This window comes from bacterium, assembly GCA_037147175.1.
Lineage (GTDB): Bacteria > Cyanobacteriota > Vampirovibrionia > Gastranaerophilales > UBA9971 > UBA9971.
In genome coordinates, this window is sequence record JBAWVS010000016.1 from 1 (window position 1) to 18,539 (window position 18,539).

13 protein-coding genes are annotated in these 18,539 nt (G+C 31.6%); 9 read left to right on the top strand and 4 right to left on the bottom strand.

What is annotated here, in order from left to right; genetic code table 11:
• The first annotated feature begins 153 nt into the window (after positions 1 to 153).
• Complete coding sequence (locus WCG23_05370; protein ID MEI8389298.1) at positions 154 to 1,365, top strand: IS256 family transposase; 1,212 nt, start codon at positions 154 to 156, stop codon at positions 1,363 to 1,365.
• Between the two features lie 245 nt (positions 1,366 to 1,610).
• Here the strand turns inward: WCG23_05370 and WCG23_05375 are convergent, their stop codons facing one another.
• The 4 genes from WCG23_05375 to WCG23_05390 all read right to left on the bottom strand — a co-directional run bounded on the left by WCG23_05375 (position 1,611) and on the right by WCG23_05390 (position 8,258).
• Entirely contained in the window at positions 1,611 to 4,538 is a 2,928-nt protein-coding gene (locus WCG23_05375; protein MEI8389299.1) for a hypothetical protein, read from the bottom strand.
• Between the two features lie 279 nt (positions 4,539 to 4,817).
• Positions 4,818 to 6,674: an AAA family ATPase gene (locus WCG23_05380; GenBank protein ID MEI8389300.1), complete on the bottom strand. Its 1,857-nt coding sequence runs from the start codon at positions 6,672 to 6,674 to the stop codon at positions 4,818 to 4,820.
• Positions 6,675 to 6,676: 2 nt separating this feature from the next.
• Positions 6,677 to 7,165, bottom strand: coding sequence for an ABC-three component system middle component 2 (locus WCG23_05385; GenBank protein MEI8389301.1), 489 nt, complete (start codon positions 7,163 to 7,165; stop codon positions 6,677 to 6,679).
• Positions 7,158 to 8,258, bottom strand: coding sequence for an ABC-three component system protein (locus WCG23_05390; protein ID MEI8389302.1), 1,101 nt, complete (start codon positions 8,256 to 8,258; stop codon positions 7,158 to 7,160). Before WCG23_05390 ends, WCG23_05385 begins: the two co-directional genes overlap by 8 nt.
• Before the next feature lie 159 nt (positions 8,259 to 8,417).
• Here WCG23_05390 and WCG23_05395 point away from each other — a divergent pair, with 159 nt between their 5' ends.
• The 8 genes from WCG23_05395 (at position 8,418) to terL (ending at position 18,533) form a co-directional block, all read left to right on the top strand.
• Positions 8,418 to 8,711 carry a hypothetical protein gene (locus tag WCG23_05395; GenBank protein MEI8389303.1) on the top strand — a complete coding sequence of 98 codons (294 nt, stop codon included), beginning with the start codon at positions 8,418 to 8,420 and terminating at the stop codon, positions 8,709 to 8,711.
• A gap of 61 nt (positions 8,712 to 8,772) precedes the next feature.
• Positions 8,773 to 10,671, top strand: a complete 1,899-nt coding sequence (locus tag WCG23_05400; protein ID MEI8389304.1) for a TonB family protein — start codon at positions 8,773 to 8,775, stop codon at positions 10,669 to 10,671.
• Positions 10,672 to 10,682: 11 nt separating this feature from the next.
• Positions 10,683 to 10,955 (top strand): cupin domain-containing protein, encoded by a 273-nt coding sequence (locus WCG23_05405; GenBank protein MEI8389305.1) that lies wholly within the window; start codon positions 10,683 to 10,685, stop codon positions 10,953 to 10,955.
• Between the two features lie 39 nt (positions 10,956 to 10,994).
• On the top strand, positions 10,995 to 13,646 hold the full coding sequence (locus WCG23_05410) for an AAA domain-containing protein (GenBank protein ID MEI8389306.1): 2,652 nt from the start codon (positions 10,995 to 10,997) through the stop codon (positions 13,644 to 13,646).
• Positions 13,647 to 13,982: 336 nt separating this feature from the next.
• Positions 13,983 to 15,194, top strand: a complete 1,212-nt coding sequence (locus tag WCG23_05415; GenBank protein ID MEI8389307.1) for a LuxR C-terminal-related transcriptional regulator — start codon at positions 13,983 to 13,985, stop codon at positions 15,192 to 15,194.
• A gap of 79 nt (positions 15,195 to 15,273) precedes the next feature.
• Entirely contained in the window at positions 15,274 to 16,590 is a 1,317-nt protein-coding gene (locus WCG23_05420) for a DNA methyltransferase (protein ID MEI8389308.1), read from the top strand.
• On the top strand, positions 16,574 to 17,011 hold the full coding sequence (locus WCG23_05425; protein ID MEI8389309.1) for a DUF5681 domain-containing protein: 438 nt from the start codon (positions 16,574 to 16,576) through the stop codon (positions 17,009 to 17,011). The genes WCG23_05420 and WCG23_05425 overlap by 17 nt, the downstream gene beginning before the upstream one ends.
• Positions 17,004 to 18,533, top strand: coding sequence for a phage terminase large subunit (gene terL, locus WCG23_05430; protein ID MEI8389310.1), 1,530 nt, complete (start codon positions 17,004 to 17,006; stop codon positions 18,531 to 18,533). The genes WCG23_05425 and terL overlap by 8 nt, the downstream gene beginning before the upstream one ends.
• Positions 18,534 to 18,539 lie beyond the last annotated feature (6 nt).

Sequence of the window (18,539 nt, forward strand, 5' to 3'; positions counted from 1 at the left end):
GCTTAAATTAACGGAGTACTAAGTTTTAACTGTAAGAACAAATGGGGTAAGGTCACCGCTGCGATAGCGTTCTTTGATAAATTCGGGACCTTAAGAAATTTTATTGATTCTCCGATAAAAAAAGAAGAGAAAAAGTAATCGGAGGAAAAAAGAATGTCAAAGTTATTTACAAAGGAACAAGCAAGAAAATTTCTAAAAGAAGGAAATTTTAAAAATGCAGAAGGCATAGCAAGCGCCATAAAAGAAAGTTTCAAAGAAGTATTGCAAGAAGCCCTTGAAAATGAGCTTGAAGAAGAGCTCGGCTATTCTCGATATGATTGGGCAAACAAAAATACAGACAACAGCAGAAACGGTCATCATAAAAAGACTGTTCGCTCAGAGTTCGGCAAAGTGGAACTTGATATTCCGCATGATAAAAAAGGCGAATTTGAGCCTGTCATCGTGCCAAAGAACTCAAGAGAAGTATCTCCGAGCATAAATGATATGATAATTTCAATGTATGCCAAGGGAATGACAACTCCCGACATTCATTTTCATATGCAAAAAATATACGGGCTTGATATTTCAGAAGATTTAGTATCAAAGATAACGGATAAAATCCTCCCGAAGGCAAAAGAGTGGCAAAAAAGACCGCTCGATTCTATTTATCCTATAGTTTATCTTGACGGTATGGTTTTTAATGTTGTAGATAACGGCTCTGTCGTGAAGAAAACAGCATATATTGTTTACGGAGTGAACACAGACGGGCATAAAGATATTCTGGGAATTTGGATAGGAGAAGCAGAATCTTCTAAATTTTGGATGTCTGTTTTGTCTGACCTCAAAGAACGAGGGGTAGAAGATATTCTTATTGCCTCAATAGACGGACTGACAGGATTTAAAGATGCTATTAAGGCAGTTTTTCCTAGAACAGAAATCCAAAGATGTATTGTGCACCATATCAGAAATTGTACGAAACACGTTGTACATAAAGACAGGAAAGAATTTTGCAGTGATATGAAGCCTATTTACAAGGCAATAAATGAAGAAGCAGCAATTGAAGCTTTTGATGAATTTTCTGAAAAATGGAAAACAAAATATCCTTATGCCGTAAGGTCTTGGAACAACAATTGGAATGAACTTATGGCATTTATGAAATTTCCGGCTGAAGTAAGGAGGCTGATTTACACCACAAATCCGATAGAAGCTTTTAACAGGGGCGTAAGAAAAATTACAAAATCTAAAACTTCTTACAGAACTGACGAAAGCCTTTTTAAGATTTTATATCTTGCATCTATTGATATACTTGATAAATGGACTATGCCTCTTCAGAATTGGAGTTTGATTTTTAATCAATTAGTGATATATTTTGAAGGAAGAATTTAAAAGATGATAATTTCTTTTTACAAAAAAATTATCATCTCAAACAAAAAGTATAAATTTAATTTTTATCAGAATCAAAAGAATTATTTAAAATCCCATAAATTCTTCATTTACTAAGGGTGATTTCTTTTTGTTTCTCATGTGAAAAACCTCCGTTTTCTACTATACGTATTTTCGGAGGTTTACACAAAATTATTTATGGATTCAATTTTTGGAAAATTTTTGCCGCAAGTTTTTTTAGTTAAATTTTAAAATTTAAAATAAGTATTATCACGAGCTCTAAATGCAGGCATTGTACCCTCTAAAATATTTACCAATTTCTCGTTAATTACAGGGTTTTCAATTGACCCAACTATATATTTTATTTTAGGGAAATCAGTTGAGCTAAATTCTGAATATATAATTTGTTCTGAATCGCAGACTACAGCCAAGTTAGGGTTATGTGTAACAATAATTACTTGTCTTTTTTTCTTTGCATTTTTGATCATTGGTACTAATACATTATGAATAGTTTGATTATCCAAATTTTCTTCAGGTTGATCTAATATTAATGGAACAGTAGATTTATCAGCCAATAAAAAGAAAATCAATAACAGTAGACCTCTTTCTCCTGGTGATAATAGAGAAATTGTTTTGTGATTGAATTCTAAATCATAACCTACATCAAGGTAATCTAGTGAAAATATATATTTATACAGAGCTTTCCAATTTTCTAAGCCACTAATTTTTAATGAATTAGCTATAGTTTGTTCATTTTTATCTGTAATTTCTTGAATAAAAGAATCACACATTTTCAAAAGAGTGCCTTTGCTATCCAAGCTTGTATCATAGAAAAGAGTTTTAAATGTTTGTTCTTTCTTCTCTCCATAAAAGTTTCCACGTTTAGCTATATAACTCATTATTTTATTTTCAAAATCATCTTGGTTTATTTTTATATCAGTATTGAAGGAAATATCGATATTTGCTTCCGGAATTTCTTTAAACTCTTTAATATAATTTTCAACATCATTACTTAATGATTGATACACATCTTTTATTTCTATTAATTTATCAAAAATTTGACCTGAATAATCTTTAATTTTATTGTATAAATCCAGTTTTTGTTTTGTTATTGCGCAAATATAATCTTTCGAACATAAATGTTCATAATAAAAATATGTATCTTTTATTTCAAATGGAGATTGCTGATTTCCTAATATTTCCTGTTTTCGTTTTTCCAATTCTGTTTTTTTATTTAAATATTCTTGATATAATTTGTATTCTCCAGACAGTTTTTCTTCTTCAATTTTTTTATTGTTTTTTAAAACTTCTATTTCTTTTTCTATTTTATCTATTTCATTTAGTTTTAAATCTTTATTCTGAATAAATATCTGCTTTTTACATTCTATTGGTGATTTATTAATATCAAATTTAGCAATATCAGTAAAATTAATTTGAATAACTTTCAAATCATTATCTAAATCAATCTTAAAAGATTCACATTGTGCTTCAAAAGTTTCTAATCTTGATAAAACATTATTACAAATATGCTCATGTTGTGTAATAACATTTAATTCGTCTTTTAGTTGAACTACAATGAATTCTTTTACTTTAATTACTTTTTCTATATCTACAAGTATTGTATTATCTATTACACTAGAAGGCTTAGATGGTTCAAGTAACGCTATTATTTCAGCTTCAATATCTTGATTTTGTCTAATAAATTCTTCTAATTTGCTTTTATGAAAATTAATATTACTTGTTGCTAAGGTAGTTTCATGATTAACATAATTGTCTATAACTTCATCTAGCTCAGACTTAAGACGAGAAATTTCTTTTTTTATAGAATCTTTTTTTATCTTGATTAAATCTTTAAAGTTTTCTGTTCCTAAACACTCTTCTATTTTTAAATGGTTAAAAATAACTTTTTCAATTTCTTTTTTAAATCCATCCTGTTCATCCGTTAAATTACAAATTTGTTCAAAATAATTTTGAGGTACATATCGAACTCTTTCTATTTGATCTTTTTGTGTCTGACTAGTGAGAGAAAATTCTTCTACTAAAGCTTTTTGTTCTTCACTAAATTGATTTTTCCAATATAATTTTGCTTTATGACTTCTTCCGGGAATAATTTTATAAAATTTCTTACTATTTAAAAATGAAAAATGTTCTATATTATAGCTATTTCCAAGAAGTCCTATAATATCTGCTAATGCACTTTTTCCACTTCCTTTATTACCAATAATAGATATTAGCTCTGGGTTTAATTTGATTTTGGATTCAAACCATTTTTCTGGAGAATCTCCTGAATATACTTCAAGTTCATTTATGTATTTTGTTTTATTTAATTTTATATCATTAAGCTTCGGAGGTTCTTCTCCAATAAAAATTCGTTCATTAGGTTCTCTTATTATTTGCTTCAAACCTTCAAAAGTTAAATCCGCTTTAATCCAAGTAAATTTTTCACCCAAACAATTTCTATCACTAATACCTTCTTTTGTTATTCTTCTACAGTCAGAAGCCATTATATATGACATATTTCTTGCATAATCTGAATTCGTTTTATTGAAAACGCTTTTATAAAAATCACCCCAAGTTTGATCATTTAAAGGCTTTGATATCTGAGTGATTTGAACTTGTTCATTTTGCCATTCTTGAATTCTTCTTTGTCCATTTATTGTTTTGAAATTAAACACTCCATTTGAACTATCCGCATGAGCAAATATGAATAAACTACTTAAACACGCTTGATTAATAATCTCTTTAATTTCAGAAATGGATTTAGCGGAACCTGGTATCGTTGAACCAATAAGTTTAGTTCCAACGGGAAAACATTGTTTAACTATTTCATATATGCTAGTTAAATCAGTATTCTCTGGAAAAATTACTAACAAATGAATACCACTACCATCTGTAGTGGTTATTTCAAATCCTGGAAAAATGACAATATTTTTATTTTTAGCTTCTTCCTGTATATACGGAATTAAACATTCATCAATATTATTACAAAAATTATGGTCGGTTATTGCAATAGCACTTAATCTTTGCTCAACTGCAAAATCAATATATTTTTTAGCAAAATCACGTTTAGCATCAATGCCAGAGGTAGTAACTTTCTCTTCCCAGTCTCTATCAATAGCTGTATGTGCATGCAAATCCCATTTTCGCCACTCTGAGCCACGTGAAAATTTATTCATTGTTAGCATTCCTTTTATAAAGCTATATTGTATCATCTCAATTTACAAAAAATTGCATTATTAAGTTTTATAAAATTTGATAGTAAAATGTAACAGATTCTATTGTTTTGAAAGTTTTAATAAAATGAAATTTTAGTAGGTTAGATCAATTTTTATTTAATAACTAATCTAAATTTATCTTATTTTGTTATGTTAGAATGTATGCAAAGTAATCTTGTTTAGAAAAAGATACATTTCTATCTTGTCCGTTATTTGTCCGCTTTGCCTTTATAAGTATAATTAATTTTCAAAGAAACCTTCTCTGCCAATATTTTTATTTCCTGTAAATTTAATATAATTTATTTTGTCTTTTGTTGTTGCTGAGGGTTCTTTATTATCTAATATTATTATCTGCTTTTCTTTATATTTTGATAGTCCCTCGAAAAATGCTGACTCTAGCTCTAAAGATAGTTCATCGTTTTGTTCTGCTTTCTCGCTACCTTTATATGCCGTTAATGGTGAATCTAAAACAACTATATTCGAGTATTTTAATTTTTTCTTCTTCGTATACAACATTAACCCAATTATGAAGGCAGAAAATAATACAGACCGATGACCTTTACCAAAAGCATTTCGTTCCTCACCGGATATTATTATGTCATTAATAACAGGATCAAAATGAACTGTTTCTGTATTTGGATATTTCCAGTCTTTTAATAAGGCTATAATTTCTATACATAAATCGTAATAAAGATTGCTTTCAATTTCCTTATTACTAATATTTGCAGGTATTTTTTCTAATAATTTATCGTTCAACTCCTTCCTTCTAGTAGTTAAATCTTTTAAGCTTAGTTCTTTTAGTTCTAAACTATCGTATATTTTTTTATATTCTATACATCTCTGTAATTCTTTCTGCTCAACTGAAAAAACAGGTTTTAGTTCTTTTTCTATATAAGATTCAATTTCATTAATTTGTCTTTGAATATCCTCAAAAGTACTGTTTGTTTCCTTTAGATAACTCAACATTGGGGAAGTTGTGTTATCTAAATCTTTCATTTGATATTTTATTTTATCCCTCTCAACGACACAAGCCTTCTGAATTTCTTCCGTTTTGTAAGTTTTGTTTGATTCAATTAAAGCAAATTTGCTTTCATCAAATAAATTGCCACATACGGGACAATCAATGTCTTCAAATTGCGATAAAAGAATATCGCCTTCGATAATGAATTCTAATCTGTCTAAATCAACAACATAATGTTGTTTTAAAAGGTTAAATTTTGCCAATAAACTTTCTACCGTCAATTTTTTATCACTAATTAACTGACTTTGTTTTATTAAACTATTTTTTCTTGTAATGTATTCACTGATTAATTTACTATCTGAACTGATTTTTGCCGTTAATTGATTAATTTTATTATTTATTTGGTTTATATCAGCATCTAAATTATGTATTAGATTATTATTTTCTGTAATTTGTGACTCAATTTCGCCTATAAGATTTTCGATTAGTTCAATTTTAGCCTGAATTTTTGATTTATATATTGCTGGTTTCTCAATTTTTTCAATATCACTATCATCTAACCCGGTTAATAGTAATCTTAATATATTTATTTCCTTTGTTTTAAGAGTATATTGTCCTGAGAACACAGGGGAATTTTCAGTAGTAATTCTTGTTTCATCTATTAATGTTAAATGAGCTATATCTCTGTAACTAAAATTTAAAGTCTCACCCTGCATATTCTTCTTAATTAATTTATCATTAAATTCAATTAAACTAAGTAAAAAATATGAAATAGTATCTTTTCTTCCCTGTATATTATCTGCTAATAGGATTTTAGGTTCAATATTGGATGTTATATCATCAATTTTACAATTATAAAGAGAAAAGTTTCCACCATTTAGTCGTCTCTTTAAAGTTATAAAAGTTCCATCACTTTTTTCAATCTCTAAAAAAGCAGAAGTATAACCCGTACTTCTCTTAGCATTTCGTGGCTTTTTAGCTGTCCCCAGAAGAAAATTTATACATTCAAAAACATATGATTTGCCTGTATTAGAAGCTCCTGAGATTACATTTAACCCTTTAGAAAAAGCAACTTCAGCATTTGGTAGACCAGGTCCTGTTACTCTCAGTTTTTTAATTATAAAACCATTATTCATTTTTATTTACTCCTAAATCCAACCTGTGAGAAGTTTCCACCCCATTTATGTAAGTTATTGGTTATATATTCGCTCAACTCTTTGTCTCCATATAAATGAAACTCGGATGCAATCCATTTAGCAATCCCTTTTGTTTTTTCAGAATAGCTTGAATCCAAGTGATTTATAAAAACTTTTGTCAAGGAAGAAGAGCTGTAAACAATGCCATTTTCATTGAAGTTAGTAGTTATTAATTGTTTTTTGCATAAAAACTCTACCGCTTTTTTTATCAGCTCTCTTCTTGCTAATACATCACCTATTCTAAAAGGATTTTCCGGGTGCAAACTTTCAGGTGCATTTTCAATATCGCCAGAATGTATTAATAAATAATCATAATATGTTAAACGGTTTAAATCACAATATTTTCCATCAAGTTCTGATAGAAGAATAGCTATTCTTAAACTTATCTCCATAAAGTTATTAAAAATGGGTAAATGCTTATTTTTATTCATCTTTTGGTACCCAAGTTATCTCGGTTCTCTCGTCTTCATTTGCTAATTGATGACAAATTCCGTATTTATCTCTAAATTCAAGTCTGGTTATGAGTGGATTATTTGTTATTTGTAAGTTTTTAGCTTCTCGTAAAGTCTCTTTTAAACGTTCATATCCATTCTCATGGACATCTTCTACAACATCAATAATTCCGTGAAGAATTTCATTTTGTAAATCTTCAAAAGGCTTTATTCCTAAAGATTCCATAGAAAATTTTTTTAATGCCTCCGCACAATAAAAAGATACTCTCTGCCTATTAAAATGATTTTTAAATTTAATATTTTTTTCTAAATCATTTTTATCTTTTATCTCTTCCTCGGAAGAATCATTATAAGCCTCAAATAATTGCTGGATATATCTAAATTCCGTATCTTGTATTTCAGTTGGTGCGTTATCTGATTTCAGACGTTGTTTTAGTCCTCCACCAAATCTTGGGACATAATAAGGAGTGGTGCTATGCTCCTCTATAATCTTTAATGGGGGATAATATTTAATAATACTAAAGTTAAATTCTTGAATATATTCCAGTAAGGTTCCTGTACACTCGATTTCCGTGCTGACATTTATCTTGTTTTTGCAATTATTTGTCCAATTATCAATCAATCCATTTTTCATATTCTCAGGATTTTCAAGTAATTTTAATAATCCGGGTGTTATTCCCATTGAAGAGATAAGATAGTAATTCTCGGGAATAGAAAATTCATTTTTATAGGTATAATAACAAAGTTTTCCGAATTCAATCCAAACATCACTGGGTCTTAAAACGTGTCCATAATGTTTACATTGATAATTATCCCACTTGCTTTTAGTAATATCTTCATCGTAATATGCAACGACATCTCTCCCTTTATCATTAGAACCGGGTGCTTTAAGAGCTACAGCATATTTATTATTCAAATATCCATGAATCCATTCATAAATAAAATCTTCAAATTGTGATGAAGAAAATATCTTTAATCTATCTTGAGGTAGTATAGACATTCCATTTTGCACATCAATATTTTTTGTATTATCAAGTAACTCTGGTTTTTGGGGTAAGGTCAAATCGTCCATAAAATAATCTTCTAATACTTAATTACAATTATCTTACCAGAATTAAGGTATTCATGATTGTTATGTTAAATTTCGTTTACCTTATAATTTATTTGACCTGAAAAAGCTAATACCTCAACTGCTTGTAATTTACGTTCTTCTACAGGGTGAGCATATAGCATAGTCGTTAGGACAAAAGATTTTAAGGTATATTACAAAAAAGCACAATTAATTCAGCCGACAGATTTTGAATTTGAAATAATGGAAGCTGTAAAAATTATCTTTGCCGACATATTTATCCCTGATGTGATTTACAGAAGTTCCGGCATCACTTTTGAAGATTTGACTGAACAAACACAGCTTTCTCTTTTTTCTAACGTGCAAAGCAACTTCAAAGCTGAGAAAATAACTTCTGCTTGGGACAAATTAGAAGATAAATACGGAAAAGGAACAATTTTTACTGGTATGAAGTAGATATACATACAATTTTGTTATAAGCTGTTTTTATAACTTTTAAGAAATATAGTGAGTGAAGATGAAAAATAAAATTATAATTGCAATTTTATCTGTTATTATCTGCGTTAGCCTTGCTGTTGTTACTTATTCGCAAACAGATAGCAATAGTGTTCTTTATCCTATAGAAGTAGACGGAAAATATGGCTATATTAATAAAGAAGGTAAAGTTGTTCTTAAACCAAAATTCGATGTAGCAAATGATTTTTCAGAAGGCTTAGCCTCTGTTAAGATTGGAACACTTTGGGGCTATATTGATAATATAGGCAGATTTATTATTAAACCTAAATTTCATATTGCTAATGACTTTCATGAAGGACTTGCTGCTGCAGGTTATGAAAAATATAACTACAACATAGTAACTCAAATAGTTGGTTATATAGATAAACAAGGAAAATATGTTATAAAGCCTAAAGAGTTAGGTCCTTATATTTATGATTTCAAAGATGGAATTGTTGCTGTTCAGTCAAGTGATGCAGCTTGTGGATATATAGATAGAACAGGCAAATTGATTTTAGACCCTCAAAAACTTGGGTATTTCAATATGGTTGATGGTGTATGCATAGAGTTTTCAGAAGGACTACTGCCTGTGGAATACAAAGGTGGATATGGATATATCAATAAGCAAGGCAAATTAGTAATAAAAACAAAAGCATATTTCCCTGAAGACTTTGGAAGTGAAGATTTTATACCAATAGGTTCTTTTTATAATGGTTTTGCTTTTGTAAGAATGGGAAAAAATGAAGTTTATATTGATAAAAATGGTGAAATTATTAAAAATCCACCAATTGAAGCACAAAAAGACTTTTCTGAAGGACTTGTTTGTGAATACTTAAATGATAAATATGGCTATACTGATAAATCAGGAAATATTGTTATTAAACCAATATTTGACTACGCCGAACCATTTAAAAATGGTCTTGCAAGAGCAGAAATCGGAAATAAATACGGTTATATAGATAAATCAGGTAAATTTATTTGGTTTAATATTAGAAAACCTGAGAATACAGAAAATCAAACCACTAATGAAAATGATACAGATTTTGAACCTTATATGCTAAACCTACAAGAGAAGATAAAAGCTAACTGGCATCCACCAAAGGGCGATTCTAGCAAAAAAGTTATTGTTTTATTTAAGGTAGATAAACAAGGAAAAGTTTTAAATTCAAAAATAAAAGAATCATCAGGTGACAATAAGCTGGACAGTTCTGCTCTTGAAACCATTGATAAATGTAATCCTTTTGACCCTCTTCCATCTTCCTTTAAGGAAAATAATGTTGATATTGAATACACTTTTGTCTATAACTTGAAGAACTCAAAAGACTATGAGGCTTTAAGAAAAAATAAAATTGTTCTGTCAGAAGAAAAGTCAAAATATTTTAAAAAAGAATATGGCATAATTTCAAATGATAAGTTAATAGGGCAGGCTTTAGATTTACTAAATAACTCTAAATATTCAAGTGTAATTAGTTCACTCCGTGGAAATAATAAATCAGAAAAACCAATTCAAATATATTTTAAAGAGTTATCATCGTATGGAGATAAATTTGCCAATTTTGATGCATTAGGCTGGACAAACAAAGGTTATTTGTATATTTATATAAATGAAAAACATATTGATGCGCCTGCAGAAGCTATAGCAAGTTTAATAGCACGGATAGAAGTCCATCAAGACGAAGAAGATTCATTAAATGAAGAAATTTATTCTACAACCAGAGAAGTTGGTGTATGGAATGAACTTATAAAAAACAATCCTGAAGTAGTTTTAAAACCTTCTGAGCTTGTTACAAGGGAAAATAAACTGCTTGAAAAATACAAAGAAGGTAATTATACAAATAAATTTATAAAAAATATAATTTATTCTAATTCTGCGTATCAGAATTTGCCTCAAACCTCACCCGGATTTGAAACTATTGAATAAGGAGAAATATAATGTCAAAGATTCTTGTTAAAAAACTTACTGAAGAAGAATTAAAATCTTTAAACTTTGATAACTGGGGAATCTGGACTTGCGAAGTTTCCAAATTCAACTGGGAATACTCAGACAAAGAATCTTGCTACTTGTATGATGGTCAAGTTACAGTTGAAACCGATGAAGAAACCGTAAGTTTTGGAGCAGGTGATTTTGTTGTTTTCCCAAAAGGCTTAAAATGCGTTTGGAACGTAAAGCAACCTGTAAGAAAATCTTACAAGTTCGGAGAATAATACAATAAACTTCACTTATTAATTTTTGAGAAATAAGGTGTGCTGAATAAATACAAACAATTTGAAATATATCTCAAGGGAGAAAATAAGACTGATAGCGTTCAGGCTTTTAAGCGTATCGGCAATAAATATAATGTAACATTCACCAATGGCAAGACTTTTACCTATAATTTGAATAATGTCCGAATAATCGAATCTGCTTTAAATGCCCAGAAGACTCGTGATTGCTTTGATTATCTTAAAGATATCGCTGTTGCAATAGGACTTAATGCTGAGATAGATAAAGGGAAAGTAGTAAATATTCTATCGCATAACTACTCAAAAATTGACTTTGTCACACCTGATAGTATGCTTGGTGCATTCCTTTGCGGTAAAATCCCTGAATCCCCGCTCAATAAATCCGGAGTAGCACATTGCGGAGCATTTTTTAAAGAAATTAAATCACAAAAACCTGTTGTAATAACAGACACTATATATCCGTTTGGTTTCAACGCAAGTCAAAAAGATGCTGTTGACAAGGCATTAACAAACCAACTTAGTATAATTGAAGGTCCGCCTGGAACGGGCAAGACTCAAACTATTCTAAATATAATTGCGAACGCTGTAATGAGAGATGAGAGCGTTGCTGTAGTTTCAAGCAATAACTCCGCAACAAAAAACGTTCTTGATAAACTCCAAAAATATAATGTTGATTTTATTGCAGCATATTTAGGAAATACAGCAAATAAAATAGATTTCATAAATTCACAGAAATCGTTACCTGATATGACCGGTTGGAAATTAACTGCTGAAGCTATTTTAAAATTGCGGCAAAATTTGAAGCTGCGTTATATCAACTTAAAAGAAAAACTTGCTCAACAAAATGAATTATCATCCCTAAAACAAGAATTATCTGCAATCAAAACAGAAGAACAGCACTTCTTGCAATATTTTGATAGTCTTGCTCCCCAGCTAGAACCGCAAGCTGTATATAAAATTAAAACATCTGAAAAAGCACTTGAAATGTGGTTATTGTGCGAAGCACAAGAAAATATACCGCAAAACAAGGGATTTATTGCATTTATTAAACGCCTCTTAGAATATTTAAAAATTGGGGACAGACGCAAACCGCTAATCCATAAATTACTTGAAAAGTATTCATATCAGTATCTTATAGCAGTATTTCAACAGCGATTTTATAAGCTTAAACTATCTGAATTAAATAAACGGATTTCAATGCTGACTAATGAACTTGACTTATTCGACTTCAATGTAAAAATGCGTGAGTATTCTGAAATTTCTGCACAACTTTTGCGTGCAAAGCTTGCCGAGCAGTATTCTGAAAAAGACCGCAAGGTTTATGAGCTTGTTGACCTTCGGAGAAATTCTGAAGGATTTATTAAAGACTATCCTGTAATTTTAAGTACGACATACTCGCTTCGCAGTAGCTTATCTAAAAGCGTAATGTATGATTATGTCATTATTGATGAATCTTCACAAGTTGATTTGTGTACAGGAGCACTGGCTTTATCATGTGCGAGAAAAACCGTTGTTGTAGGAGATTTGAAACAGCTTCCAAACGTAGTAGATACAAAAGCATCGAATGCTACAGATGCTATTTTTTCAAAATATGACTTGCCCGAGGTATACCGCTATAAGAACCACAGCTTGTTATCCGCGATGACAACTATGTTTCCTAATGCACCAAAAACCCTTCTTCGTGAACATTATCGCTGCCACCCAAAGATAATTGAATTCTGTAATAAAAAATTCTATGATAATCAGCTTATTGTGTTGACAGAATATGAGACTGAACGTGAACCTCTGATTTTATACAAAACTATAGAAGGCAATCACGCACGAGAAAGAGTTAACCAACGGCAGATTGATGTTATAAAGGAGGAAATTATTCCTCAACAGAAATTAAATACGATAGATGGCTCTCTTGGTGTAGTCACTCCGTACCGCAATCAAACAAGTGCCCTTCAAAAAGCGTTTGAAGGAATGCAAGTCAAAGCAGATACAGTTGACAAATTTCAAGGGCAGGAAAACAAAGTTATTATTCTTTCAACAGTTGATAACCAGATTTCCGAGTTTGCCGATAATGCAAACCGATTAAACGTTGCGGTGTCACGTGCGATAGAACAATTAATTGTTGTCGTAAACGATAATGATTCACTGCAAGATACAAATATAGGCGATCTTGTTCGATATATCGAGTACAATAATTTCTCAGTTATTGATAGTAATGTATATTCAGTTTTCGACTATCTCTACGGTAGTTATGCTGAATGCAGAAGAAAATTCCTAGCAAATCGCAATCGTATATCGATATATGACAGCGAAAACTTGATGTATGCACTTATTGAAGATGTATTGAAAGATAAAGGTCTTAACAATTTTGGCGTTTCAGTTCACGTCCCGTTAAAAATGTTAATTCGTGACACGAACCTGATGACTCCGCCAGAAAAGAAATATGCGATGAATGATTGGACGCATGTGGATTTTCTTATTTTCGACACAATAGATAAATCGCCACGCTTAATAATCGAGGTGGACGGTGCAAAATACCACGCTGAAGGAACAAGACAGTCAGAGCGTGATGCGATGAAAAATGAAATTCTTAATAAATATGGTTTGCCTTTATTGAGGTTTAGAACTGACGGAAGCAACGAGCGTAAAAAATTAATTGAATTGCTTGATGGTATTTAATCCATTATAAAATTTCTTAAAGCTATTTATTTAAAATTTTTGTTGTTTTTAAATAATTAAAGATAAAATATACGTTTAATTCCTTATTAATTGTACGATATACCATTTATAATGTCATTTTTGCCAGTAATAGTAAGAAAAACATCACTAGGTTAACCCCTGGATCAATGTTTTTTAATTCAAAATATACTATTATTGTAGTATAAGATTTAAAACTTAATTAACAATTTAGTTTGCAAATTTAAACAAAATTTCTTCAGAAAAGATAAAGTATTTAATACAATTTCGGTTACAAAAGATTATTAACAAACATTTTAAACAGGGAAATTTAAAAATATGCATACTGATTCACAGAACACTACTTCAACATCAAATTATATGCCAGCAGAAAATAATCATATTTTGGCTATGGGAGAAAAACTTAAGGAAGCCAAGAAATTTGTCGAGAAAGTTAAAGACAGGATAGCCGAAAACCCTGATACTTGTTACTATGCGTACAAAACATTTGTCGGTGCCTCTATTGAAAGTTTCTTTGAATTCATTTTTGCCAGCCCCGATAGTGATATTAACTGGGAAGATCCCGGATATGAGCTGCATTATAATGTGAATATTGATAAAAATTTGAACCGGGTAGATTTTATAGTAAACGAAAGCCATGTTAAAGATGAAGAAACTTTCAACAAAAAGCTAACCTCTGTTTTTGTCTATATTCATAATGTTTTCCTGCTTGATGCCCTTTCCAGGGACACAGTAGCCTTTAAGCAAGGTGAAAACTACAAATACTTGATAAATTCAGAGAAAATTCTGGATGAAGTAGGACATATATATAATCGCTACGAAAAATCAAAAAGGATTATTGAACTTACCCATCATAAAATACATTTTCCATTCCATTTCAACAAACTTAATAATAGAAAAGCTCTGATTCAAACATTATCCGGTAAATTAACCGTTGAATTTGTGCCGTTAACGGTAGATAAAGAAAAATATATGGGTCATTACCCAATAATTGTATCTCTTTCATGTGATCAAAGCTTGAATAATTTTTGTATTGAAGAGAAAAGAGAAATATTACAAAAAATTCTGGAATCGGTAAGAACTCAAGTATTATACGAAGACGAAAGTAAAACGCCGGTAAGCAAGACAGAACAAAATAAGGAGTTTTTAGAAATATCTGACAACTTTATTGAAATGGGCTTTACAGGCAAATTGCTTATAGATAAATCCCTTAAGTCTGATTTTATAGGCGGAAATACCCTGCAAATTAAAGTAAATAGATTACATGTACAGGAAAAACCTCAACAGAAACTAACTTTTAACAAGCCTAAAGTAAAATTAACCGAAGATGAAGAAAGATTTCTTGTTCTATATGCTAAAGAAGGCATTAAAAATTACGCTAAAATTGCAGAAAAAATGTTTTGCAGTGAACAAACTGTTAAAAACTGGGCTCAAAGTGTTCAATATAAATTGCGTGCAAATAATATACCACAGGCAATATATTTGTATTTTGTGCCAAACAGTGAGGATTTATCACAAACTCTATACTAAAGTTTAAACTATAGTAAGCGATTTCCTATGCCTAATCGGGAACAAAGGTATTAGTTACGAAAAAAAGGTAATTAATACTATGAAGCTAACTGTAGATTATATCAACCCATCAGAAATTAAACCCTACAAATCGAACCCCAAAATTCACAAAAACAAGCAAATTCAGCAGATAGTGAATTCCATCTCCGAGTTCAGGTTCAACAATCCCATTCTGGTTGATGAAAACAATGTGATTATTGCAGGACACGGACGATTATTGGCTGCCAATCACCTGAACATGCCGCAAATTCCTGTGATTAAACTCTCACATCTCTCCGATGCCCAGAAAAAAGCTTATCGAATTGCCGACAACAAACTTACAGAAAACGGCGAGTGGGATTTTGACCTGTTAAAAATCGAGTTTGAAGACTTGAGCAATCTTGAACTTGATTTTAATCTTGATATCACAGGGTTTGATACTGCTGATATAGACGTTATGCTTGATGATACGCTTACAAATAAAGAGGTGAAGCTTGATGAAAAAGCTAATGCCGTTCCTTTTATTCCTGAAAACGAAATAGTTTCACAACTTGGCGACATCTGGCAATTAGGTAAACACAAAATTATTTGCGGAAATTCATTGGATAAGGCTGTATTTGAGCTTTTATTACAAGACGAAAAAGCCGCTATGATATTCACCGACCCGCCGTATAATGTCAAGGTCGATGGACATGTATGCGGTCTGGGTAAAATTAAGCACAAGGAATTTTCTATGGCATCAGGGGAGATGTCAGAGGAAGAATTCCAAAATTTTCTCTCTGTAAGCTTTAACTTGCTTAAAGAATTCTCAACAGACGGATCGCTTCACTATATCTGTATGGACTGGCGGCATATCAAAGAAATAATTAATGCCGGGAGCGTTTATGATGAATTTAAAAATCTCTGTGTCTGGAATAAAGATAACGGCGGAATGGGATCTTTATACAGGTCAAAGCATGAGCTGATTTTTATCTTTAAAAACGGAAAAGAATCACATATTAATAATATTGAACTTGGTTCCCATGGCAGATACAGGACAAATGTTTGGGATTATCCCGGGGCAAATTCTTTCGGCAGCGACAAAAACAACCTCAAATTTCACCCGACAGTAAAACCCGTTGAAATGGTAAAAGATGCCATTCTGGACGTCACAAACAGGGGTGATATCGTCCTGGATGCTTTTTTAGGTTCAGGAACAACATTAATAGCTGCTGAAAAATCAGGCAGGGTTTGCTACGGCATCGAACTTGAACCCCTGTATATTGATACAACAATCAGAAGATGGCAAGAATTAACCGGAGCTTCTGCCATAAATTTATTTTCAGGTAAAACTTACAGGGAATTATTGGAGGAAAAGAAAAATGCCAAAGAAAACTAAAAAATCCGAAAATCCACAAAATCCTGAAAAATATGAAGTCGGATACAAAAAACCTCCAAAGGATTCCCAATTTATACCCGGTCTTTCCGGTAACAGAAAAGGCAGACCTAAAGACCACAGAAACACATACAATATGCTGACGGAAGTTCTGGACCAAAAAATCAGCATAAAGGAAAACGGCAGGGATTTAAGAATCTCCAAAAAACTTGCAATGATTATGCAGCTTGTGAATAAGGCTGTTAAAGGTGATGTCAAAGCCATAAATTCCCTGTTGCCACATATGCTTATGGCGGATGTTAAGGAAGAAGATAAAAACAAGATTCTGGCATCCATTAGCCAGGATGACAGAGAAATTATCACCAATTACTTAAAAAATGTGTCGGATTTTGACGGCATAGAGGAGGTTAAAACACATGATTAACGACAAAAAAGCACTGTTAAATTCTCTCCTTAGAATAAACTTCAAATCCTTTGTAGAAAAGGTGTTTAAGGAAGTTTCCCCGAACGCAACTTATCTTGATAACTGGCATATTGATGTAATTTGTCATGAACTTATGGATGTTCAGGAAAATTATGCAAATCGGCTGATAATTAACATCCCGCCTCGCTATATGAAATCTATTATCTGCTCTATCGCATTCCCTGCTTTCATTCTGGGACATAATCCCAAGGCAAGTATTATTGTAGTCAGCTACGCCGATGAATTGGCTTCAAAACTTGCACTTGATTGCAAAAAAGTTATGGAAAGCCATTGGTACAAGGAACTTTTTCCAAATACTAGATTATCAAAAAAATCCATAAACGATTTTGAAACCACAAAAGGCGGGGGTCGATACGCAACTTCCATTAACGGAACACTTACGGGTAGGGGTGCAGATTACATCATTATCGATGATCCAATGAAACCGATGGATGCATTCTCAGATTTATTAAGGGATAAAACAAATGATTGGTATGGAAGCACACTTTATTCAAGGCTTAATAACAAGAAAGAGGGCAAAATTATTGTTGTAATGCAAAGACTTCACGAAGAAGACCTCTCAGGTTATCTACTCAATACGGACCCGAGTTTTAAACATATTAAAATATCCGCTATAGGTGAAGTTGATGAATGTTGGTGGGCTATAGACAGAGTTACAGGTTTAGAAAAATGGTTTCCCAGAAAGAAAAACGAAGCTCTGCATCCCGCAAGGGAAGATTTAGCAAAGTTATATCAGGCAAAAGAGTATATGGGCGAGTATAACTTCGCCGGGCAATACCAGCAAAACCCAGCACCAAGGGAAGGAGGTGTGATTAAAAAGAAATGGCTTCAGTTTTACAACAAGGAAGCACTATTTAAGGCTATTGAAAATGAAGAAATTAAGATTAATTGCATCATCCAGTCATGGGATACAGCCAGTAAGATTGAGCAACACAACGATTATTCCGTTTGTATAACTATGCTCAGGGACAGAAATGACAAAAATTATGTGCTGGATGTCTATAGGGAAAAGCTGGAGTTTCCATTCCTGATCAAAAAAATTGCACAAAAACATAATGATGCCAAAGAAAAATACAAACACCGAATAGAAGTACTGATTGAAGATCAGGCATCCGGCACAAGCTTAATCCAGACATTAAGGCAGGATTACAAGATATACCCAAAAGGCATAAAGCCCGAGTATGACAAAGAAACAAGGTTAATCTCAGTTTCAAATTTATTAGAAAACGGAAATTGCTTGTTCCCTGAATATAAACCTGACTGGTGGTTGGATTTTGAGCAGGAATTGCTCAGATTTCCAAAATCAAAACATGACGACCAGTGCGATGCTCTAAGTCAAGCGTTGAATGAAAAAGTATATGCTTTTTCTGAACATGACTATCTCTCAAAACCCAGAGCTAAAACTGAAACGGATCGGCTTATGGACGGTTTTTATACAGAACCGGACTGGGATTTAATGTAGCCAATT